Source organism: Streptomyces sp. NPDC008092, assembly GCF_042957285.1.
Taxonomy (GTDB): domain Bacteria; phylum Actinomycetota; class Actinomycetes; order Streptomycetales; family Streptomycetaceae; genus Streptomyces.
The window spans coordinates 205,436-226,297 of the sequence record NZ_JBIBHY010000017.1 but is presented as its reverse complement, the minus strand read 5'-3'; the positions used below and the strand labels follow the sequence as shown (position 1 = coordinate 226,297).

Sequence of the window (20,862 nt, the reverse complement as noted above, 5' to 3'; positions counted from 1 at the left end):
CGCTTCCGCGCCGGTCACAGCGCCCGGAGGCCGTTGATCACGTCGCGCAGAATACTCTCGTCCACCAGCTCCGCCGGGGGTACCGGCCGGTTGACATGGACGAGTTCCCCGTCGACGAGGTCGCCGATGAGGACCCGCACCACTCCGACCGGGAGGTCGAGCTCCGAAGCCAGTTCGGCGACCGACTGCGGGGCGCCGCGGCAGAGCTCGACGATGTCCACGTGCTCCGGGGACAGCGTCCGGTCGTCGTCCGGGTCGTCCACGTGCGGCTCCGTGACGACCACCGCGATCAGATCGAGCCGGTGCTGGGCCGTACTGGTGGTGCGGCCCCGTGTCATGGCGTACGGACGGACGACCGGTCCGGCCTCGTCGTCGAACCAGTGACTTCTTCCCTGACCGTCTCCGCTCATGTCATCCCACTACCCGCCCGAGGACAGATCGGTGCGCGGAGCGGACCCCAGATGTACGCCGACCCTCTTGACCAGGAGCGTCATCTCGTAGGCGACCTGGCCGACGTCGGAGTCGGCGTCGGAGAGGACCGCGAGGCAGCTGCCGTCGCCGGCGGCCGTGACGAAAAGGAAGGCGTCGTCGAGCTCGACGACGGTCTGCCGGACGCTGCCCGCCTCGAAGTGCCGGCCCACGCCCTTGGCGAGGCTGTGGAAGCCGGAGGCCACGGCGGCCAGGTGCTCGCCGTCCTCTCTGGTGAGGTCCTTGGAGACGCCGGTGGGCAGGCCGTCGCCGGAGAGCACGACGGCCTTGCGGATGCTGGCGACCCGGTCCACGAGGTCGTCCAGCAGCCAGTTGAGCTCGCCCTTGTTCGTCGCCGTGTGGCCGGTCGCCTTCGGATCGGTCATCGACCGTCCCCCTTAGTCGTTCCTTGTGCTGTGCTGTTCCAGGAGCCGTCGCCCTCGGCGTTCTCGGCACGGCCGCGCTGCCAGCCGCGCTGGAGCGAGCCCATGCGGCTGCGGACCTCGTCGGCGTCGCGCTCGACGGGTTCCGGATCGCGGGCGGTGGATGATGCGGGTTCCTGTCGCAGCTGTGGGGCCAGGTTGGCCTGCCGTACCCGCCTGGGCAGCGGCCGGGTGCCGGACTCGGCCTCCGGAGGTGTGCTGCCGGTGGGCGGGACGGAGTCGTGGGTGCCGCTGCCGGCGGTCGCGGCGCGGCGGGTTCGCCGGGGCAGGGCGGGGGGCCCGGAGGGGGCGCCCGGGCCGCCGGCCTGGGGTGCCGTGCGTTCCTCGACGCGGTCGGCCGAGCCGAGGGCGCGCGGCGGGGACGGGTCGGTGCGGCGGCGGGAGGGCAGCGGGGCGAGTCCGCCGGGTTCGGGGCGGCCCTGGTCCGCCGGGGGCCGCTCGTCCTGGTCGGCGCGGCGGGAGCGCTGCTCGGTGACCGGCTTGCCGTGCGAGCTGACCAGCTTGGGCGTGCGTCGTACCGGCAGTGCCGCGGGGCCGCCGGGGTGCCCGTCGCCGAAGCGGTCGGCGGTCTCCCGGTCCGGGTGCGGGAGTTCGGTCACGGCGGGCGTGGGGTCGTCGTCGGCGGGGGCCACGGAGCGGCGTGGGCGGAACAGGCCGCCGCGCTCGCTGTCGTCGTCGCTGAGGGCGCCCGGGAAGTCGTCCAGCGCGTCCAGGTCGACGGGTGCCTCCAGCTCGACCGGGCCGTCCAGCAGGGCCGCCGGCAGTCCGGCGCGCTGTCCCGGCACCTGGGCCAGGGAGGTGGCCCGGCTCTTCTCGGGTTCTGCCTCCCCGGCCGGCCGGCTGCGGTCGAGGCGGAAGCCGACGCCGTTGGTGTCGGGGACATCGTCGGTCAGCAGTACGTCGGGGATGAAGACGACGGCGGTGGTGCCGCCGTAGGGGGACGGCTGGAGCGAGACGCGGACGTTCTGGCGCTGGGCGAGGCGACTGACCACGAACAGCCCGAGCCGGTCGGTGTCGGAGAGCTCGAACTCGGGTGTCTCGGCGAGCCGCAGGTTGGCGTCCAGGAGTGCCTCGGCCGCCATGCCGAGACCGCGGTCGTGGATCTCCAGCGTGAAGCCGTTGGCGACGCGTTCGCCGAGGACCTGCACGGCGGTGTGCGGTGGCGAGAACACCGTGGCGTTCTCCAGGAGTTCGGCCACGAGGTGGGTGAGGTCGGCGACGGCGGGGCCGGTGACGGCGACCCGGGGCAGCCGGCGGACCTCGATGCGCTCGTAGTCCTCGACCTCGGCCACGGCGGCGCGCACCACGTCCATCAGCTGGACGGGCCGGCGCCACTGCCGCGAGGGCGCGGCGCCGGAGAGGATGACCAGGCCCTCGGCGTGCCGGCGCATACGGGTGGTGAGGTGGTCGAGGCGGAAGAGGTCGGCGAGTTCGTCGGTGTCCTCGGTCCTGCGTTCCATGGTGTCGAGGAGCGTGAGCTGCTTGTGCAGCAGGACCTGGCTGCGGCGGGCGAGGTTGACGAAGACCTCGGAGACGCCGGCGCGCAGCTCGGCCTGCTTGACGGCGGCCTCCACGGCGGCGCGCTGCAGGGTGTTGAGGGCCTGGCCGACCTCGCCGATCTCGTTCCTGTCGTACTCCAGGCGCGGGACCTCGGTCTCCACGTCGACCTCTTCGCCCGCGGACAGCCGGCGCATCACGCTCGGCAGCCGGACCCCGGACGCGTCGTGCGCCTCCTGGCGCAGCAGCCGCAGGTCGCGGATGAGGCTGCGGCCGACCCGGACCGACATGACCAGCGAGAACAGCACGGCGGCCAGGCCGAGGACGCCGACGACGGCGGCCTGGACGAACTCGCTGACGGCGACGGGCCGGATGCGGTCCTCGAAGCGGTCGCCGACCTGGTCGTCGAGGGTGCGCAGTTCGTCGAGGACATTGCCCGCGGTGGTGTCCCAGCTCCTCGCGTCGACGTCGTTCGGCATGCCGGATCCGGCGGCGACGACGGACCTCTCGGCGGCCAGCAGCGGGGCGGTGGTGGCGCTCTTCCAGAAGCGGTCGAAGCGGTCGCGCTCGCCGGCCGGCACCAGCGGGAGGCTGATGTCGTAGAGGAGGGTGCGCTGAGCTATGAGGTCGGAGATCTCGCGGGTCTCCTCGCGGGAGACCTTCCCGACCACCAGAGCGGAGCCGAGCAGGGCGTCCTCGCGGGAGACGAGTTCCCGGGCGCGGGTGATGTTGACGAGGGCGCGGGCCTCCTTGTCGATCCCGACGTCGTCGGTCCCGTCGAGGGAGCCGAGCAGCGTGTAGCAGGGGTCGACGACGGCGTTGTAGAGAGCGAAGGCCTGGGCACGGTCCACCGTGCCCTGCTCGACGCTGCGGCGCAGCGGGTCGATGCCGTCGAGGCCGTCGAGTTCGGCGGTGAGGTGTTCGCTGTCGCCGGCGTCCAGGCCGTCGCGCACGTGCTGTTCCCCGGCGTTCCCGCGGAGCTTGGCCACGGTCGCGTCGGTGGCGGAGCGCGTGCGGTTCAGGGCGGTGAGCGCGTCGGACGCGCGCGGGTCGGCGAGGTAGACGAGGGTCTGCCGGCGTTCCTGCTGGAGAGCGCGGACCGCGTCCTCGGTGGGGTAGCCGATGTCCTCGACGATCGAGGACACCTGGAAGATGTGGGTGACCACGCGTCCCGTCAGCACGGCCGCGAAGCCCCATACGGCCGTCAGGGACACCAGCGGCACGAGAAGCAGCGCCACGATCTTCCGGCGGATCGACTTCCCGCGAAAGCGCATGGCCTCCCCCAGCTCGACCCCCGCAGGCCGGGGGTACACATGTGCGTCAACAAACGGCGCGAGCCTACTACCGTCACAGGGATAACTCGAAGAACTGTCCGGACGGTGAACTTCCGCCCCGATAGCCGGACATGACGGGCAGACAGGACGAGTCGTCCGGGCATTGCGGGAGATTGCCACCGCGATCGCGTCGACTTCACGCGAGTGGGGCGGGAACGGCACGAAGGATCAGTTGGCCGGAATTTTTCCCTGGTCGGGAATCATCGGGCGAGTTCGTTCGTCCTTGTAGAGGGGTGATGAGTGCGGATTCGGTCACAGGAGCCGCATCTCGGATCCGGGCGGCGTAAAACAGCGCAAGCCGGGCAGCCACTGGGGAGCCGGGGTCGTCGGACACCGGTGCGAGGGTTTGCCGGCGGTGGGGAGTGACACGTTGATGGGGACAGCTGAGCGGCGCGCTGCGCCCGAGGACGGCGCGGCGACGCACTCGACGGTGCGGCAACAGCAGGCGCAGTACCGGACGTTGTGGGTCGAGGAGCCAGCCAAGCGCTACCGGATGCCCGATCCGGTGCGGACGGCGGCGGTGCGAGCGGTGATCATCATCGCGGTCACGCTGATCCTGGCCATGGTGGCGTTCCTGTGCACGATGGCGGAGTCCTGGCTGGCGTTCCCGATGGTGATCAGCAGCGTCGCGAGCACGGTGGTGGCCACCTGGAGCGCGGTCGACGTCCTGGTGACCCGTCAGGTGTGGAACCAGCGCTACGGCGTGCTCTCGGAACCGAGCAGCACGGCCCGCACGCTCCGCCGCGAGCGGCGCGCGGCGCGGCGGCAGGAGCGGGCCGCCGAGCGCGAACAGGAGCGGATACGGCGGCGGGGCGGCCAGGCCGGGCAGCTGACGCACCCCTGACACACTCCTGAGGCCGCCGTGTCCGGTGTCCGGTGCCGTCCAGCGACCGTCCTGGACTGTCCGGGACAGTCCAGGACGGCCCGTCAGGCTGACGGCTTCTTGAACATCCGCGTGGCGGTGATCTCGCTGTGCACGGCCTCTCCCGCCTGCGGCTGCTGCGGCAGCCCGGGCCGGAGGTGCTCCTCCACGCTGATGTACTTGAGTCCGGCGCGCAGGTCCGCGTCGTTGCGCAACCGGATGACCAGCGGGAACTCGGCCAGTGCGGTCGTGTCGAACAGCCCGGTCGTGTACAGCAGTTGCACGCCCAGCGCGTCCGACACGGCCCGCTGGAGTTCCAGCAGGTAGGTCGCGTTGGCGCGCCCGATGGGGTTGTCGAGGAAGAGCGTTCCCGCGTGCCGGTGCTTGTCCCGGCCCCGGTCGTTGGACCGCAGGGCGGCCATCGTGCAGTACAGGGCGATCGCCGCGGTCAGCAGCTGCCCGCCGGAGAACACGTCCCCCATCTGCCCCACCGGCACCCGCTCGGCGCGCAGTACCGCGTCCGGCTTGAGGATCTCGACGGCGATGCCCTTCGGTTGCAGGGCGGCGGCGACTCCCCGCAGCAGCAGGGACATTCCGTCCCGCCGCAGATCGGAGTTCTTCTTCACGGCGGCCCGGGTCGCCTCGTCGACGACCTCGCCGAGCCGCTCGGTGAGCGTGGCCTGGTCGGGCTCCTCGAAGCGGATGCGGAGGAATTCCTGTCCGGACCACTCGCCGAGCCCCTCGGGCAGCCGGGAGAGCCGCTGGGCGGAGCGCAGGGTCGCCAGCGCGGACTCGACGAGCCCCCGCAGCCGGTCCACGATCGAGTCCCGGTTCCGCTCCAGCTGGGCCAGTTCGTCGGTCAGCACCCGCAGCCGCGGGGCGAAGGCGTCCGCCCACTTCTGGGCGTGCTCGGGCAGGGCCGAGGCGGGCAGTTCCCGGATCTGCTGGCGCGCGGGGGTCCGCACCGCCTCGTACCGGGTGGCGTTGGCGTGCCGTACGAGCACGTCGCTCGCCTCGCGGACGGCGGACTCGGCGGCGGACAGGTCACCCGCGCAGCCGCGCAGCGACCTGCGGGCCTCGGCGGCGGACTGCCGGGCTTCCTCCAGGCTGCCGGGGTACGGCTCGGTCTCCTCCTGCTCCTCGTCGGCGGTGTGCTCGCGCAGCAGGTCACGGAGCATGGCGGCGATCTCCTCGAAGCCGCCCGCCGCGTCCTCGGCCGCGCGGTGCGTGTCCAGCAGGACGGCGTGCGCATCGCGGGCCTGGGCCAGCGCCTCGGTGCGGGCGGCCAGTTCGGCCGTCGCCGTGCGCAGCAGTGCCTGTGCGTGCTCGGCGTCGCGCGGCTGGAGCTCCTCGGGGAGTTCGGTGTGCGCCTCGCCGTCCTCGGGGGCGTGCCGCTCGGCCTCGCCGCGGAGCCGCCCGAGCTGCTCGCTCGCGGTGGACATGCGGGTCTCCAGGAGCTGGACCAGTTCCTCCGCGCGGGCGGCGGCGGCCTGCCGGGAGGGCCCGTCGGCGCCGTCGGGCGCCTGGAGCAGCTGCTCCGCGCGGGTGCGGACCTTGTTGCTCAGCCGCTCCAGTTCCGCGAGTGCGGCGCTCTCGTCGCTCTCCGCACGGGCCTGCTCGGCGCGCAGGTCGGCGCCGACGCCGACCTTCTCGTACACCTGTGAGGCGGCCCGGTAGGCCTCGCGCAGAGCGGGCAGCGGGGACGAGGACCCGGGAGCGTCCTCATCGGTCTCGGGCATGTCGTCGGGGGCGCCGGCGATCTCGGAGCGCTCGGCGCGCAGCGCACGGGCGGTGCGACGGGCGTCGTCGGCGGCGCGCTGGGTAGCCCGCCGGTCCTCGTCTGCGACGCGGGCCCGCTCCAGGCAGGACTGCGCGCGGGCCTCCGATTCGATGGCCTCGTCGGCGAGTTCGCGGAGCCTGACCTGCCACCCGGCCCGCTCGCGCAGCCGGAACGCGAGGCCGGCGAGGGCGTCGGCCGCACGCCGGGCGCGCTGGGCGGCCTCCTGCCGTTCGTCGCGCACCTGCGCGGCCTCGGCGGCGGCCTCCTCGGCCTCCGCGCGCACGGTCCGCGCCTCGGCCAGCTCGGCCTCGGACTCCTCCGCGAACACCCGGGCGTCCCGGGCCTCCTGCGCCAGCTCCACGAGCCGCCCGGCCGGGCAGCCGGTGCGCCAGGAGGCCAGCCGTGCGGCCAGCTCGCGGTCCTTGCCGAGCCGGGCGGCGAGGGTGCGGATCTCCTCGTCCCGCTCCGTGGCCCGCGCGCGCAGCGCCTGCCGCTCCTCGTCGGCGGCGTGCTCGTCGTGCATGGCCGGGTTCGGCGGTACGAGGAACACGTCGCCCGGGGTGGCGTCGGCGGCCGGGACGGGCGCGAGCAGGGCGGCGGCAGTGCCGACGGCTACGGCGGAGCGGGGCAGCAGGGCCGCCTCGCTGAGCGCCTCGCGGGCGCGGGCGTGCGTGTCGGGGTCGGTGATGACGACGCCGTCGACGAGTTCGGGGCGGGCGGCCAGCACGCGCGCGTGGTCGGCGGGGTCGACGGCCTGGGCGAGGTAGCGCCAGCCGGGCAGGGCCGGGATGCCGTGCTCGCCGAGGAACTCGACGGTGGCCAGCACATCGGGGCCCGGCGGCAGCAGTCCGCCGTCGCCGAGCGCGCCGAGGATGCGGGAGTCGTCGGCGGCGGCGGTCCGCAGCTCGAACAGCTGCCGCTCGGCGGACCCGACGGCGTCGTCGAGGAGTTCCCGCAACTCGTCGGCGAACCGGTCGAGTTCCTCGGGCACGAGGGTCGTGAGGGCGTCGTCGCCGCCCTCGTGGCGGGGCCGCGGAATGGCGCCGCGCGAGCCGGTGAGGCCCAGCAGTTCGCCGAGCCGCTCCTCCGCCGCCAGGCTCTCGGCCAGCCGCTTCTCGGCGTCGTACGTCCGCCCGGCCGCCGTCGCCGCGTCCGCCGCACGGGCGGCGGTGAGTTCGGCGCGGGACTCGGCGGAGGCCGCCTCGCGCGCGTGCTCGCCCGCTCGGTGGGAGGCCTCGCGGGCGGTGTCCCAGGCGGCCACGGCCGTCTTCTCGGCGTCGCTCGCCGCGAGAGCGGCCCGGGCCGGGTCGGCGTCCGGGGCGCTGTCGTCGAGCCAGCCCGCGCGCACCGCCTCGGCGGTCTCCTGCTCGACCTCGCCGAGCCGCTGCCGGAGGTGCCCGGCCTCGCTGCGGGCGCGCTGTGCCTCGGTGGCGGCCGAGGTCGAGTCCCGGTAGGCGGAGTCGCTGACCTCCTGGAGTGCGGCGGACCGCTCCTCCTCCTCGTTGGCGAGGGTCTCCGCGCTCCCGGCGGCCCCGTGCAGGGCCCGGACGAGTGCGACGGCGGCCTTGGCTCGGGCGGCGAGGGCGGGCGCCGCGTCCCGCTCGGCCTCCTGGATGGCGGCGGCCACGCGCGCGACGCGGTCGGCGGCGGCACGGTGGCGCAGCACGGCCTCGGCGGCCTGCCAGGCCGAGTGCAGGGTGCGCGCGTCGGCCAGCTCGCGCTTCTGCGCGGCGGCGGACTTCTCGCCGACGGCCAGTGCCAGGGAGGCGTGCCGGTAGGCGAGTTCGGCGGCGATCAGCGCGCTGCGCTCGCGGGCGCCCTCGGAGTGCGTGACGGCGTAGGCGGCGGCCGTGACCCGCTGGGCGAGGTCGGCGGCGCGCACCCTCTCCTGCACGCCCCGCGCGGACAACCGGCGCGCCAGCGTGCGTGTGCGGCGCTCGGCGCCCGCGTGGATGTCTCGCGCGCGTGACCGTCCCTCCGCCGCCTCCACGATCCGTCCGAGCAGGTCCACCGACCCGGCGGTGAAGTCACGTTCGGCGATCAGCTCGGCACGCCGGCCCAGCTTGTTGCCGAAGCCGCCGACCAGGTCGGCGAGCCCGTCGGTGTCCCGGGTGTCGGTGACGGCCCGCAGCAGCAGGTCGGTGAAGTCGGAGTCCTTCTTGACCGCGAAGAGGCCGGCGGCCTCGCCCTCGTCGGCGTTCATCTCCCGCTGGTAGCGGAAGAGCTCCGGGTCCAGGCCGAGTTCGCCGAGGTGCTCGATCCACCGGTCGTGGATCTCCTCCCAGTGCACCTCCAGATGCGGATAGAACTTGCCCGCCTCGGTGATGGCGTCCCGGAAGCCCTTCATGGTGCGCCGCCGGCCCTGCGCGCCGGAGGCGCCCTCCACGGGCTGCCGTACGGCGGTGGACTCGGCGACCGGCAGACTGTCCAGGGAGAGCCCGGGGCCCGGCCGGAACGAGTACCAGGCCTCGGCGAACTTCCGCGGGTCGTTGGAGACCTGGCGTCCCCGCCACTCGCTCACCTTGCCGACGACCACGCACTCGCCGGTGAGCGTGTGCTGCCACTCCAGGGCGACGTGCCCGCAGTCGTCGGCGAGCAGGAACTTGCGCAGCACGCCCGAGCTCGCCCCGCCGAGGGTGTTCCGGTGCCCCGGCAGCATCACCGAGAAGATCAGCTTGAGCAGCACCGACTTGCCGCCGCCGTTCTCCAGGAAGAGCACCCCGGCGGGCGCGGGCCGGCGCGGCGGGCCGACCGGCTCCTCCTCGAAGAACTCCGCCTGGGTCGGCGCGGGGTCGGGCACGGGCTCGCCGACGCCCCGCAGGTCCAGCACGGTGTCGGCGTAGCGCGCACCGGCCGGCCCGATGGAGTAGAGGCGGACCCGGGACAGCTCGTACATGGCGGACTCTCGTAAGACGTGGGAAGAGGGTGGTGACGGCTCAGGAAGGGCTCAGGAAAGGCTCAGGAGTGGAACGGCAGTCCGGCGTCGGCGACCAGGTCCAGGTCCTCGGTGTCGTCGGCGGGCATCAGACTGGCCGTGCCGTCCGTGACCGGGACGACGCCGAGCTCCAGCAGTTCGGCCATGGCGGCGCTGCCGGCCATGTCCCGCACCTGGAGCTGGTAGCGGGCCGTCGTGCGGTAGGTGCCGCCCTGGTCGTCACCGGTGCGCTGGAGGAACCCCGAGTCGGTGAGGAAGACGACCGCCTTGCCGATGATGCCGGTGGTGGAACCGGCCAGCCGGCGGGCGTCCTTGGTGGCCCCGGTCGCGCTGCGTCTCGCCCAGATCCGCCAGGCGGCCTCCAGGCCGGGCGCGTCGGTGGCCGGGTCGGTGTTCTCCCCCGCCTCCTCGGCCCGCTCCTCCAGCCTCCGGCAGGCCTGCCGGACGAAGGCGTCGACGCCGTTGACCGTGATCCGCCCGATGTAGCCGTCGTCGGCCAGGTCCTCGGGGCGCGGGAACGCCAGCGCGGCGACGGCGAGGTGGGCGAGCCCGTGCAGGAACCGGTCGCTGCCGTCCGCGGACGTGCGACGAGCGTAGTCGCCCATGCGAACGGCGAACACCGAGTCCTCGGCCGCGGCCACCGCCATCCCCGCGCGGGGGGACACCTCAAGGACCACGAGCCCCAGCCCGGCCGCCACGGCATCGGCGAGCCGCGCGAACGGAGGGTCCTCCCGGTACCGCCGCAGCAGCTCCGTGTACTCCTGATCACGCGCGGGCTGCAACTTGGGCTGCAGCCCGAAGGCGACGAGCCGAGCCGCGTCGGCGGCGTCGGCGGGCGTGACGGCAGCGTGAGCCGTCCCGGCAGACGCCTCGGCCTCGACGTACTCGCTCACTACGACAACTCCTTGATCTTGAAAACAGGGGCGCACCGGTGCGCCCCTTCAGGCGCGCCGGGGGTACCCCCGGCCGAAGGCTGGGGGAGGAACTGCGCGACCAGCCCCAGAGACCTGCACCCGGCGTACGACATCACGCGGCCTCGGTCCGATCCGCAGCCATCCCCACCGCATCCAGCAGCGCGGTGCCCACGATCAGATCGGCACCGCCGAAACCGGGGTCGTCCAGCTGCGTACCGTCGTCCACCGCGAACAGCAGCTTCTCCTCGCCCTGCCGATAGGCCGTGCCCACGGCAGGACTGGCGGCGTGCACCGCCAGCAACGCGACGAGATACGCGAGGTCCTCGCCGCCCACCCGCCGCGCCTCCGCCAGCAGCCCCGACAGCCGGCGCGGCGCGTCGGCCGGCAGATCCAGCAACCGCATGGCGTCGGCCAGCTGCTCCTCGCTGAACCGGCTGTCGTCCGGCGTGGCGATGAGGTCCGGCTCCGGCATCTCCGCGCCCAGGTGCTCCCGCTCCACCGGTGGCGTCAGCAGTATGTCGACGAGGTCACCGACCCGTACCGACACCGGCGTCCGCAGCCCGGTCCCGCGCGCGAAGAACGCCCCCGTGACCCGGCTCGCCTGCTCCAGCGGCAACGGCAGCAGCGGCGCGAGGAGGTGCCCGTACAGGTCCGTCCCCGACGTCGTCATGGGCGTCGCGAACGCCTGCCGGTCCTGCTCCGCGCGGAACAGCGGACCCGCCTCCAGCAGTCGCGACTGCAACTGGGTGTGCCGCCGGATGCAGTCCTTGACGATGTCGACGAGTTCGGCGGCGCGCCGCTTGTTCTCGGGCTCCTCGGTCTCGTCGCGGGCCTTGCGGATGTTGGTGAGGATCGCGTTCTCGTGCCGGTACCGGTCGGCGACGTGGTCCAGGGCCTCGGCGATCATGTCGGGGACGGTGTTGAGCCAGTCCACCGCGCGGACGTTGCGCCGGGTGGCCTCCAGGGCACGGCGCAGGCTCTCCGAGTACTGGACGGTCCGGTAGCGGGCCTGCTCCGCGGCGAGCTGGGCGTCGGCGAGCCGGCCCCGGTTGATCAGCACTTCGAGCTTGACCTCGGCGGCGATCTGGGCGCTGGTGACGTCCGTGTCGAGGGCGCCGACGAGGACGTTGACCGCCTCGTCGGTGGTACGGAGGTACACCGTGCCGCCGGGGCCGGGCACCTCCTCGATGAGCTTGAAGTCGTAGTCCCGGCGCACGTACGACCCGTCCGGGGCGAAGGTGCCGTACACCGCGCGGAAGCCGCGGTCGACGCTGCCGACGTTGATCAGGTTCTCCAGGACCCAGCGGGCCACGCGTTCGTGCTCGGCGACCGGGCGGTGCGGGGTCTGCGCGGAGATGCGCGGGATCAGCCGGGCGACGATCTGCTCGTGGTCGGCGCCGGTGTCGAAGTCCATGTTCAGCGTGACCAGGTCGATGGCGGAGAGGGCCACCTCGGCCATGCCGTACACCGAGTACTCGCCGGCCAGGTTCGCCTTGCGCGCGTCGAGGTCGTGCAGCGGCGCCGTGCAGGCGAGCGCGCGCAGCCGCCGCGCCAGCCCCTCGTCGGCGGCCGGGCCCGGTGCGGGGCGCGGCCCCGCACTGAGCTGGGGCGGCACGCTGTCCGTCGATGCAGGCGAAGTCACGGTGCACAGACTAGGTCCTGGGTCTGACATCGGCCCAAACGACGCGGGTGGCTCCGCCGGTGGGGCCGGGTACTGCAGGACGGTTGTCTGGGTGCGGGCCGGTGGGGGTTGATCGCGCAGTTCCCCGCGCCCGTTACGGGGCGCTGTCCACCCGCCGGCGGTAGACCTCCACCACCCGTTCCAAGGAGTCCGTGAGGTAGGTCTCAAGCAGGCGCTCCGCTCCGCGCCGGTCACCGCCCTGGAGCGACTCCAGGATCTCGCGGTTGCGGGCCAGGTACGGCTCGTGCAGGGCGTGCGGGTCGTCGACCACGTGGAAGGCGAGGCGGAGTTCCGCGAAGACGCTGCGCATCAGTTCGTCGGTGCGCTCGCTGCCGGCCAGGGCGACGAGTTCCCGGTGGAAGTGGATATTGGCCGTACCCACTGCTTTCCAGTCATCCGCGGAGGCCGCCTGCTGCCCCTCGGCGACCGCCGCCGCCAGGCCCTCCAGGGCGTACGGGGGCTCGCCGAGGCCACGTACGACGGCGCACTCGACGAGGGCCCGGGTGCGGTAGATGTCCTCGACGTCCTCGATGGTCAGGACCCGGACGAAGACGCCCCGGTTGAGTTCGTGGACGAGCAGGCGCTCGTGGGTGAGCAGCCGGAACGCTTCGCGCAGGGTGTTGCGGGAGACACCGAGCGCGCCGCCGATGCCGTCCTCGGACAGGCGGGTGCCTGGCGGGAAGTAGCCGTCCGCGATGCGGCTCCTGAGGATGTCGGAGACCCGTTCGGCGGTGCTCGTCCGCCCGAGGAGGGCGCGGTCGTCGGCCAGTCCCGTCAGCTGCTCTGCCATGCCCGGAATTCAACCGCAGACACAGGAACGAAACAACGTGGGTATTGAAGGATCGTTGAACGATCCTCTACGGTGCTCATCACGCTCGCCTTGCACGGCCCTCGGCAAGACCCTCCGCAAGACGCTCGGCACGGCCCCGCACTGCTCAGTCCCGCACCCTCCGTCCCTCTTCTGCGAGGTGCCCATGAGCACGACTCCTCCACCGCAGGCCCTGTCCTCCGACGCGCACCCGGGCAGGGGTGAACGCACCGCCGAGGACGGCGCGTTCGGCTGGCTGCGCGCCCTGGGTCCGCGTGGCCGGCGTGCGTTCGCCGGTGCTTTCGGCGGATATGCCCTTGATTCGTACGACTACTTCACCCTGCCGCTGAGCATGGTCGCGCTCGCGGCGTACTTCGGTCTGGACAGCGGCCAGACCGGCCTGTTCACCACCGTCACCCTGGTGGTCTCCGCGGTGGGCGGCGCCGCGGCGGGCGTGTTCGCGGACCGGGTCGGCCGGGTCCGTGCGCTGATGATCACGGTGGTCACCTACGCGGTCTTCACGGTGGCCTGCGGCTTCGCCCCCAACTACGAGACGCTGCTGGTGTTCCGCGCCCTGCAGGGCCTCGGCTTCGGCGGCGAGTGGGCGGTCGGCGCGATCCTGGTCGCCGAGTACGCGAGCGCCCGGCACCGCGGCCGCACCCTGGGCGCGATCCAGAGTTCCTGGGCGGTCGGCTGGGCCCTCGCCGCGATCGTGTACACGCTGGTCTTCTCGTTCGTCGGCGACGACCTGGCCTGGCGGGTGATGTTCTGGACCGGCGCGCTGCCCGCGCTCCTGGTGGTGTGGGTGCGGCGCCGGGTGCACGACGCCCCGCAGGCGGTCGCGGTGCGCGAACAGAGCCCGCGGCGCGGCTCGTTCGCCGCGATCTTCCGGCCGGGCACGGCCGACGCGCCCGGTCTGCTGCGCACCACGGTCTTCGCGGGCCTGCTCTCCACGGGCGTCCAGGGCGGCTACTACACGCTGGCGACCTGGGTCCCGACGTACCTCAAGACCGAGCGCGGTCTGTCGGTCGTCGGCACCGGCGGCTACCTGACGTTCCTGATCTCGGGAGCCTTCCTCGGCTACCTCACCGGCGGCTACCTCACCGACCGGCTGGGCCGGCGCCGCAACATCTGGCTCTTCGCGGTGCTGTCGGCGGCCTGCGTGCTGGCGTACTCGAACATCCCGGGCGGTGCCAACACGCTGCTCCTGGTGCTCGGTTTCCCGCTCGGCTTCTGCATGTCGGCGATCTTCAGCGGCTTCGGTTCCTACCTGAGCGAGCTGTACCCGACCGCGGTGCGCGGCACCGGGCAGGGCTTCACGTACAACGCGGGCCGCGCGGTGGGCGCGGTCTTCCCGACCCTGGTGGGCTTCCTGGCCGACAGCTGGGGCGTGGGCGGCGCGCTGGTCTTCGGCGCGGCCGGTTACGCGCTCGCGGCCCTGGCCCTGTTCGGACTGCCGGAGACGCGCGGGAAGGAACTGTCGTGAACCGTGTGGAAGAGCACGTCCTCACCCTGGCCGCGGCGGACCGTCCCGTCGCCCTCGTCGACGAGCACGCGCACGCGTGGAGCCCGAGAAGCGCCCGGGCCCGTTTCCGGGACGGCCTCACGGGCCCCACGGCCGGGGTCGCGGCCGGTCACACCCAGGCCAACCTGATCTCGGTGCCCGCCGACTGGGCGTACGACATGCTGCTGTTCTGCCAGCGCAACCCGAAGCCCTGTCCGGTGCTCGACGTCACCGACGCCGGTGCGACCGGCACCGAGCTGGCGGAGGGCGCGGACCTGCGCACCGACCTGCCGCGCTACCGGGTGTGGCGGGACGGGGAGCTGGTGGACGAGCCGACGGACGTACGCGCGTACTGGCGCGACGACCTGGTGTCGTTCCTGCTCGGGTGCAGCTTCACGTTCGAGTGGGCGCTGGCCGGGGCCGGGGTGCCGATACGCCATGTCGAACAGGGCCGGAACGTGCCCATGTACGTGACCAGCCGGCCGTGCCGTCCGGCGGGACGGCTGCGCGGGCCGATGGTGGTGTCCATGCGCCCGGTGCCGCCGGAGCACCTGTCGGCCGCGATCCGGGAGAGCAGTCTGCTCCCGGCGGTGCACGGCGGCCCCGTACACTGCGGCGATCCCTCCGCACTCGGCATCGCCGATCTCGGCCGGCCCGACTTCGGCGACCCGGTGGCCGCCGAACCCGACGACATCCCGGTGTTCTGGGCGTGCGGGGTGACCCCCCAGGCGGCGGTGGTGGCCTCCCGGCCGCCGTTCGCCATCACGCACGCGCCGGGCCAGATGTTCATCAGCGACGCCCGCGACGAGCAGTACCGCGTGGCCTGACAGGAGAGACAGCGCATCCATGACCTCGATCGACCTGAACGCCGACCTCGGCGAGGGCTTCGGCCGCTGGCGGCTCACCGACGACGAGCAGCTGCTGTCCGTCGTGACCAGCGCCAATGTGGCCTGCGGCTTCCACGCGGGGGACGCGGTCACCATGCGGCGGGTGTGCGAACTGGCGGCCGGGCGCGGGGTGGCGATCGGCGCCCAGGTGTCCTACCGGGACCTGGCGGGGTTCGGGCGGCGCGCGATGGACGTGCCGCCCGCCGAACTGGCCGCCGAGGTGGCCTACCAGATCGGCGCCCTTGAGGTCTTCGCCCGTGCAGCCGGCGCGCGGGTAGCGTACGTGAAGCCGCACGGCGCGCTCTACAACCGGGTCGTACACGACGAGGAGCAGGCCGCCGCGGTGGTCGACGGCGTGCTCCTCGCTGACGCCTCGCTGCCCGTGCTGGGGCTGCCCGGCTCCCGGCTGCTCGCGCTGGCGGGGAAGGCGGGGCTGCCGACGGTCACGGAGGCGTTCGCGGACCGCGCGTACACCGACGAAGGAACGCTCGTCCCGCGCGGGCAGGAGGGTGCGGTGGTGAGCGACCCGGAGGCGGTGGTGGAGCGCTCGGTGGAACTGGCGCGCTCCGGCGCGGTCACCTCGCACTCCGGTACGCGCATCGCCGTGCGCGCCCGCTCGCTCTGCCTGCACGGCGACACCCCGGGCGCCGTGGAGCTGGCGCACAGGGTGCGTGCGCGGCTCGCGGCAGCCGGCGTGACCGTGGCGGCCTTCGCATGAGCACGAGCACAACCCCGGGCACGGGCCCAGGCCCGGGCCCGGGCACAAGTACGGGCACGGACACGGACACGGGTCTGAGCCCGCAGCCTGCCACGCCCCTGACGGTCCACCCGGTCGGCGACGACGCCCTGCTCGTCGAGGTCGGCTCCGGCGCGCAGGCCCAGGCCCTGCACGCCGAGTTGCTGCGCCGCCGCGCGGAGGGCTCGCTGACGGTCCGCGAGATCGTGCCGGCCGCCCGCACGGTCCTGCTCGACGGCCTCGACGACCCGGCCCGCCGGGCCGCCGAACTCGCCGCCGCCGTGGTCCCGCCCGCTCCCCCACGCACGCGTGCGGCGGTCGAGCTGCCCGTGCGCTACGACGGACCGGATCTCGCCGAGGTCGCCGCCCACTGGCGGGTGCCCGTGCGGGAAGTGGCCCGCATCCACGCGGAGACCGAGTTCACGGTCGCCTTCTGCGGCTTCGCGCCCGGCTTCGGCTACCTCACCGGGCTGCCGGACCGCTACGACGTACCGCGCCGGGCCACCCCGCGCACCGCAGTGCCCGCGGGCGCGGTGGCGCTGGCCGGGCCGTACACGGGCGTCTACCCGCGTTCTTCGCCGGGCGGCTGGCAGCTGATCGGGACGACGGAGGCGGTGCTGTGGGACCACACGCGCGTGCCGGCCGCACTGCTGGCGCCGGGCACGCGGGTACGGTTCGTGCCCGTGGGGGACGCATGACCGACCGCGCGCTCGTCGTCGTACGGGCCGGTGCGCTGACCACGGTGCAGGACCGGGGGCGGCCCGGGTACGCGCATCTGGGGGTGCCCCGCTCCGGGGCGCTGGACGCACCCGCCGCGGCACTCGTCAACCGGCTGGCCGGGAACGCACCGGACGCGGCCGTTCTGGAGACGACGCTCAACGGATGTGCCGTGCGGCCGCGTTCGACGGTCGTGGTGGCGGTCGGCGGCGCGCCGTGCCCCGTCACGGTGGGCGGGCGTCCGGCGGCCTGGGGCGCGCCGGTCGTGGTTCCGGCCGGGGAACTGCTGGAAGTGGGCACGGCCCGCTCCGGCGTACGGAGCTACGTGGCCGTCTCCGGTGGGATCGCCGTGGAACCGGTGCTGGGCAGCCGGGCGACGGACCTGCTCTCCGGGCTCGGTCCCGCTCCGCTGGCGGACGGCACGGTGCTGCCGCTGGGCCCGCCCCCGGGACCGCACGCGCGCGTGGACGTCGTACCGCAGCCGTCCCCGCCGGCGGAACTCGTGCTGCGGGTGACGCTCGGCCCGCGGGCCGGCTGGTTCACACCGGAGGCCGTCCGGGCGTTCACCTCGCGCGCGTACCGCGTGTCGTCGGCGAGCAACCGCATCGGGCTGCGCACGGAAGGGCCCGCCCTGGAGCGGGCCCGTACCGGTGAACTCCCCAGCGAGGGCATGGTTCTCGGCGCCGTGCAGGTGCCGCCGGACGGCCGTCCGGTGGTGTTCCTGGCCGACCATCCGACCACCGGCGGCTATCCGGTGATCGCGGTGGTCCGCGCCGCCGACCTCGCGGCGGCGGCCCAGGCGGTCCCGGGCATCCCGGTCCGCTTCACGGCCGTACGCCGCCGCTGAACCGGCGTGCACCGCCGCGCAACCGGCGTACACCGCCACCGAACCGTGGTACGCCGTCGCCGAACCGCCGTAAGACGTGGCTGGAACAGGGCAACGGCCTCGTCACGCGGCGTCCGCGGGCCGCTCCGGCGGCTGGAGGGCGGCCAGCGCGGCGGAGACCGCGGCGGACGCGCTCAGGTCCAGGCGGGCGCTGGTGCCCCTGCGGCGGTGCCGCATCTCGTCGACGGCCAGCCGGAGCAGCTGGGGCAGCAGGTCGCGGCAGCGCCTGATCACCCAGGCGGTGCCGGCCGTGGCCAGCCAGAAGAGACTCGCCTTCTTCGTCGGCGGCGGGAACTCCGGCTCGGGGGACGGCGCCGTCCCCGTCGCCATGCCCAGCGGGGCGAGCAGGGCGTGGAAGCGGACCGCGAGCTGCCGGTGCCCGCGCTCGCACGGGTGCAGCCGGTCCGCGCTCCACATGTCGCGGTCGGTGAGCCAGGCGCCCTCCGACGCGTGCAGGTGGACGGCCCCGTACCGCTCGGACAGGGCGTGCACCACCGCGTTGACCGCACGCCCCCGGCGGGCCAGCGGGCGGGCCAGGGCGCCCGGGAGTCCCCACATCGCACCGGGGTCGGGCAGGCAGGCCGTGAGCAGGGTCGCGCCCTGCGCGGTCAGGGCCGCGTAGACCTCGTCGAGCCGTTCGGCCACCGCATGGATGTCGAACGTGCAGCGCAGGGTGTCGTTGACGCCTATGACGACGGCGACGACGTCGGGACGCAGTTCCAGCGCGGCCGGGGTCTGGCGTTCCAGCACGTCCCGGGTCTGCGCCCCGCTGACCGCGAGGTTGGTGAACTCCACCTCCTTCGCGGCGAGTCCGCCGGCCAGCAGGGCGGCCCAGCCGCGCCACCCGTCGCCGGCGGGGTCGCCCACGCCCTCGGTCAGCGAGTCCCCGAGCGCCACGAAACGAACCGCTCTCATGCCACGCCCTCCGGCACGACACGACGGACCGGTGCCGTCGCTCCGCTCTCGTCACGGCCCTCGTCACGACGGCACAGCACCGGCGCGTCGTGCGCGGCGAGGAACGCCTCCACGGCCGTTCCCCAGCCGAAGCACTCCGCACGCGCGCGTGCCGTTTCCCGGCGCTCGTCGCAGGGCCGCTCCAGGAGCATCTCCACGGCGTCGGCGAACGCCTCGCCGCGGTCCGCCGCGGTGGCCCCGGCGGCTCCGATCACCTCGGGCAGCGCCGAGGAGGCGCTCGCGACCACGGGCGTCCCGCAGGCCATGGCCTCCAGGGCGGCCAGTCCGAACGTCTCCGCGGGTCCCGGCGCCAGGGCGACGTCGGCGGACGCCTGCAGCACGCCCAGGCTGTCCCGGTCGGAGACATGGCCCAGGAAGGTCACCGGCAGCCTGCGCTCCCGCACCCGCTGCTCCAGACGCTCCCGCAGCGGCCCGTCTCCGGCCACCACCAGGATCACCCGGCGGCCGCGCCGTACCAGCGCCTCCACGGCGTCGATGGCGGTGCCGGGCCGCTTCTCCACGGACAGCCGCGAGCACATGACGAGCAGTGCCTCGTCCTCGCGCGCGTACCGGGCCCGCAGGTCGAGGTCGCGCAGCGAGGGGTGGCGGCCTATCAGGTCGACGCCCAGGGGGGCGCGTACGACGTTGCGCGCGCCGATGCGGATGAACTCGCGCTCGGCGAACTCGGTGGTGCACACCACGCGCGCGTACGTGTGCGCCGTACGGATGTTGAGCGCGTCGGCGGTGCGCCGGGACATGTTCTCGGACATGCCCCAGGTGCGCAGGACACCGTCGGCGGTCTCGTGGGAGACCATCACGGCGGGGATCCGGGCGCGCCGGGCCCAGCGGCCGGTCCAGCGCAGGGTGGTGCGGTCGGAGACCTCCAGGCGGTCCGGGGCGAGGTGCTCCAGGAGGCTCTGCACCCGCTTCTTGTCGACCAGGACGCGGTAGCCGCCGGTGCCGGGCAGCAGCGGGCCGGGCAGCGTGATGACCCGGCCCTGCTCCTCGTACCGGTCCGAGTAGCGCTCACCGGGCACGATCAGGACCGATTCGTGCCCGGCCGCCACGAAGCCCTTGCCGAGCTCGCGCAGGGCGGTGCGCAGCCCGCCCGAGGCGGGGGCGACGAAGTTGGCCAGCCGGACGATGCGCAGGGGCCCCAGCGAGGTGCCGCTCATGCCGCCACCACCGGCCGGCGCGCGGCGAGCACGTCCTCGTAGTGGCCGATCAGCTGGTCGCCGACCGCGGCCCAGGTGCGGCCCTCGACCGTGGCCCGAGCGGCGTGGCCGAACGCGGCCCGCATCCCGGCGTCGGCGACGAGGGAGGCCACGGCCTCCCGTACGGCACCGGCGTCGCGCGGCGGGACCAGGAACCCGGTGCGGCCGTGGTCGACCAGGTCGATCGGGCCGCCGACGGCGGGCGCGACGACCGGGACGCCGCTGGCCATGGCCTCCTGGACGGTCTGGCAGAACGTCTCGAAGGGGCCGGTGTGCGCGAAGACGTCGAACGAGGCGAAGATCCGGGCGAGGTCGTCACCGGTGCGGCGGCCGAGGAAGACCGCGCCCGGCAGCGCTTCGGTGAGATGGGCCTGGGCGGGCCCGTCGCCCACGATCACGACCTTCACGCCCTCAAGGCCGCAGACCCCGGAGAGGAGTTCGACCTGCTTCTCGGGGGCGAGGCGGCCGACGTAGCCGACGATGACCTCGCCGTTCGGGGCGATCTCGCGGCGCAGCGCCTCGTCGCGGAACTCGGGACGGAAGCGGACGGTGTCCACGCCGCGCTGCCACAGCTGGATCCGCGGGACCCCGTGCGCCTCCAGGTCGGCGATCGAGGCGGTGGACGGGGCCAGGGTGCGGTCGGCGGCGCCGTGCACGGACCGGATCCGCCGCCAGGCGGCGGCCTCGCCGGCGCCCACGTAGGTGCGGGCGTATCCGGCCAGGTCGGTCTGGTAGACGGCGACGGCCGGGATGCCGAGCCGGGCGGCGGCGGCCATGCCGCGGACGCCGAGGATGAAGGGGCTGGCCAGGTGCACCACGTCGGGACGGTGGTCGATCAGCGCGGCGGCGAGCTTGCGGCTGGGGAGAGCCACGCGGACCTGGGGATAGCCCGGGAGCGGGAGGGAGGGGACGTGGACGACAGGGCAGGGCGCGGCGGCCGCGGCGAGCCTGTTTCCGGGGGCGGGGGCCGGTGCGACGACGAGGGGAGCGTGACCGCGATCGACGAGGTGTCGGGCGGTCTGGAGCGCGCAGTGGGCCACGCCGTTCACATCGGGGGGAAAGGATTCGGTCACGATGACGACACGCATACCGGTGTTGTCGCCGCGCCGGACGTGGCCGCGTCAAAGTGGATCTTTCCGATTGTTAAACGTCCCATGAGCGTTGGCCTGCACACCCGAGCGGGCCAGCCGACGTCCATGCCCGGCTGCCCCGGCGGTCACCGGTTGTTCACCTGACGGGCAG

The 20,862-nt window shown here is 73.9% G+C and carries 17 protein-coding genes; 7 read left to right on the top strand and 10 right to left on the bottom strand.

Annotated features, from left to right (window positions below):
* Nucleotides 1-14: 14 nt before the first annotated feature.
* The 3 genes from ACFZB3_RS41740 to ACFZB3_RS41730 are packed head-to-tail and all read right to left on the bottom strand — an operon-like array spanning nt 15 to nt 3,682.
* Nucleotides 15-410, bottom strand: a complete 396-nt coding sequence (locus ACFZB3_RS41740; RefSeq protein ID WP_391386688.1) for a DUF742 domain-containing protein — start codon at nt 408-410, stop codon at nt 15-17.
* Nucleotides 411-419: 9 nt separating this feature from the next.
* Entirely contained in the window at nt 420-854 is a 435-nt protein-coding gene (locus tag ACFZB3_RS41735; protein ID WP_391386686.1) for a roadblock/LC7 domain-containing protein, read from the bottom strand.
* Nucleotides 851-3,682, bottom strand: coding sequence for a nitrate- and nitrite sensing domain-containing protein (locus ACFZB3_RS41730; protein WP_391386683.1), 2,832 nt, complete (start codon nt 3,680-3,682; stop codon nt 851-853). Before ACFZB3_RS41730 ends, ACFZB3_RS41735 begins: the two co-directional genes overlap by 4 nt.
* A gap of 433 nt (nt 3,683-4,115) precedes the next feature.
* On the opposite strand from ACFZB3_RS41730, the gene ACFZB3_RS41725 reads away from it, so the two are divergent.
* Nucleotides 4,116-4,586, top strand: a complete 471-nt coding sequence (locus tag ACFZB3_RS41725) for a hypothetical protein (protein ID WP_391386681.1) — start codon at nt 4,116-4,118, stop codon at nt 4,584-4,586.
* An 83-nt stretch (nt 4,587-4,669) separates the two neighbouring features.
* Here ACFZB3_RS41725 and ACFZB3_RS41720 read toward each other — a convergent pair whose 3' ends face one another.
* From ACFZB3_RS41720 to ACFZB3_RS41705, 4 genes are all read right to left on the bottom strand, one after another.
* Entirely contained in the window at nt 4,670-9,280 is a 4,611-nt protein-coding gene (locus ACFZB3_RS41720) for a hypothetical protein (protein ID WP_391386679.1), read from the bottom strand.
* A 62-nt stretch (nt 9,281-9,342) separates the two neighbouring features.
* Nucleotides 9,343-10,212 (bottom strand): hypothetical protein, encoded by an 870-nt coding sequence (locus tag ACFZB3_RS41715; RefSeq protein ID WP_391386677.1) that lies wholly within the window; start codon nt 10,210-10,212, stop codon nt 9,343-9,345.
* Nucleotides 10,213-10,345: 133 nt separating this feature from the next.
* Nucleotides 10,346-11,875 carry a hypothetical protein gene (locus ACFZB3_RS41710; RefSeq protein ID WP_391386675.1) on the bottom strand — a complete coding sequence of 510 codons (1,530 nt, stop codon included), beginning with the start codon at nt 11,873-11,875 and terminating at the stop codon, nt 10,346-10,348.
* Between the two features lie 133 nt (nt 11,876-12,008).
* Nucleotides 12,009-12,704: an FCD domain-containing protein gene (locus ACFZB3_RS41705; protein WP_391386672.1), complete on the bottom strand. Its 696-nt coding sequence runs from the start codon at nt 12,702-12,704 to the stop codon at nt 12,009-12,011.
* Nucleotides 12,705-12,888: 184 nt separating this feature from the next.
* Here ACFZB3_RS41705 and ACFZB3_RS41700 point away from each other — a divergent pair, with 184 nt between their 5' ends.
* The 5 genes from ACFZB3_RS41700 (at nt 12,889) to ACFZB3_RS41680 (ending at nt 17,413) form a co-directional block, all read left to right on the top strand.
* Nucleotides 12,889-14,208 (top strand): MFS transporter, encoded by a 1,320-nt coding sequence (locus tag ACFZB3_RS41700; protein ID WP_391386669.1) that lies wholly within the window; start codon nt 12,889-12,891, stop codon nt 14,206-14,208.
* 5 nt (nt 14,209-14,213) lie between these two features.
* Entirely contained in the window at nt 14,214-15,053 is an 840-nt protein-coding gene (locus ACFZB3_RS41695; protein ID WP_391386744.1) for a putative hydro-lyase, read from the top strand.
* Between the two features lie 19 nt (nt 15,054-15,072).
* Nucleotides 15,073-15,831, top strand: a complete 759-nt coding sequence (locus tag ACFZB3_RS41690) for a 5-oxoprolinase subunit PxpA (RefSeq protein ID WP_391386666.1) — start codon at nt 15,073-15,075, stop codon at nt 15,829-15,831.
* Between the two features lie 98 nt (nt 15,832-15,929).
* A complete protein-coding gene (locus ACFZB3_RS41685; RefSeq protein ID WP_391386741.1) occupies nt 15,930-16,547 on the top strand; it encodes a carboxyltransferase domain-containing protein in 618 nt (205 codons plus the stop codon).
* Nucleotides 16,544-17,413: a 5-oxoprolinase/urea amidolyase family protein gene (locus tag ACFZB3_RS41680; RefSeq protein WP_391386664.1), complete on the top strand. Its 870-nt coding sequence runs from the start codon at nt 16,544-16,546 to the stop codon at nt 17,411-17,413. The genes ACFZB3_RS41685 and ACFZB3_RS41680 overlap by 4 nt, the downstream gene beginning before the upstream one ends.
* Before the next feature lie 102 nt (nt 17,414-17,515).
* Here the strand turns inward: ACFZB3_RS41680 and ACFZB3_RS41675 are convergent, their stop codons facing one another.
* Genes ACFZB3_RS41675 through ACFZB3_RS41665 form a run of 3 tightly spaced genes read right to left on the bottom strand, consistent with a single transcriptional unit; the run spans nt 17,516 to nt 20,708 of the window.
* Complete coding sequence (locus ACFZB3_RS41675; RefSeq protein ID WP_391386662.1) at nt 17,516-18,367, bottom strand: GDSL-type esterase/lipase family protein; 852 nt, start codon at nt 18,365-18,367, stop codon at nt 17,516-17,518.
* Entirely contained in the window at nt 18,364-19,581 is a 1,218-nt protein-coding gene (locus ACFZB3_RS41670) for a glycosyltransferase (RefSeq protein WP_391386659.1), read from the bottom strand. Before ACFZB3_RS41670 ends, ACFZB3_RS41675 begins: the two co-directional genes overlap by 4 nt.
* On the bottom strand, nt 19,578-20,708 hold the full coding sequence (locus ACFZB3_RS41665) for a glycosyltransferase (protein WP_391386656.1): 1,131 nt from the start codon (nt 20,706-20,708) through the stop codon (nt 19,578-19,580). The genes ACFZB3_RS41670 and ACFZB3_RS41665 overlap by 4 nt, the downstream gene beginning before the upstream one ends.
* Here ACFZB3_RS41665 and ACFZB3_RS41660 point away from each other — a divergent pair.
* A complete protein-coding gene (locus tag ACFZB3_RS41660; protein WP_391386747.1) occupies nt 20,610-20,855 on the top strand; it encodes a hypothetical protein in 246 nt (81 codons plus the stop codon). The genes ACFZB3_RS41665 and ACFZB3_RS41660 overlap by 99 nt on opposite strands.
* Nucleotides 20,856-20,862: the final 7 nt, after the last annotated feature.

Coding starts and splice junctions, on each gene's coding strand:
- ACFZB3_RS41740 (WP_391386688.1), bottom strand. CDS start 410: ATGAGCGGAGACGGTCAGGGAAGAAGTCACTGGTTCGACGACGAGGCC.
- ACFZB3_RS41725 (WP_391386681.1), top strand. CDS start 4,116: ATGGGGACAGCTGAGCGGCGCGCTGCGCCCGAGGACGGCGCGGCGACG.
- ACFZB3_RS41690 (WP_391386666.1), top strand. CDS start 15,073: ATGACCTCGATCGACCTGAACGCCGACCTCGGCGAGGGCTTCGGCCGC.
- ACFZB3_RS41670 (WP_391386659.1), bottom strand. CDS start 19,581: ATGAGCGGCACCTCGCTGGGGCCCCTGCGCATCGTCCGGCTGGCCAAC.
- ACFZB3_RS41700 (WP_391386669.1), top strand. CDS start 12,889: ATGAGCACGACTCCTCCACCGCAGGCCCTGTCCTCCGACGCGCACCCG.
- ACFZB3_RS41730 (WP_391386683.1), bottom strand. CDS start 3,682: ATGCGCTTTCGCGGGAAGTCGATCCGCCGGAAGATCGTGGCGCTGCTT.
- ACFZB3_RS41680 (WP_391386664.1), top strand. CDS start 16,544: ATGACCGACCGCGCGCTCGTCGTCGTACGGGCCGGTGCGCTGACCACG.
- ACFZB3_RS41705 (WP_391386672.1), bottom strand. CDS start 12,704: ATGGCAGAGCAGCTGACGGGACTGGCCGACGACCGCGCCCTCCTCGGG.
- ACFZB3_RS41735 (WP_391386686.1), bottom strand. CDS start 854: ATGACCGATCCGAAGGCGACCGGCCACACGGCGACGAACAAGGGCGAG.
- ACFZB3_RS41720 (WP_391386679.1), bottom strand. CDS start 9,280: ATGTACGAGCTGTCCCGGGTCCGCCTCTACTCCATCGGGCCGGCCGGT.
- ACFZB3_RS41675 (WP_391386662.1), bottom strand. CDS start 18,367: ATGAGAGCGGTTCGTTTCGTGGCGCTCGGGGACTCGCTGACCGAGGGC.
- ACFZB3_RS41665 (WP_391386656.1), bottom strand. CDS start 20,708: ATGCGTGTCGTCATCGTGACCGAATCCTTTCCCCCCGATGTGAACGGC.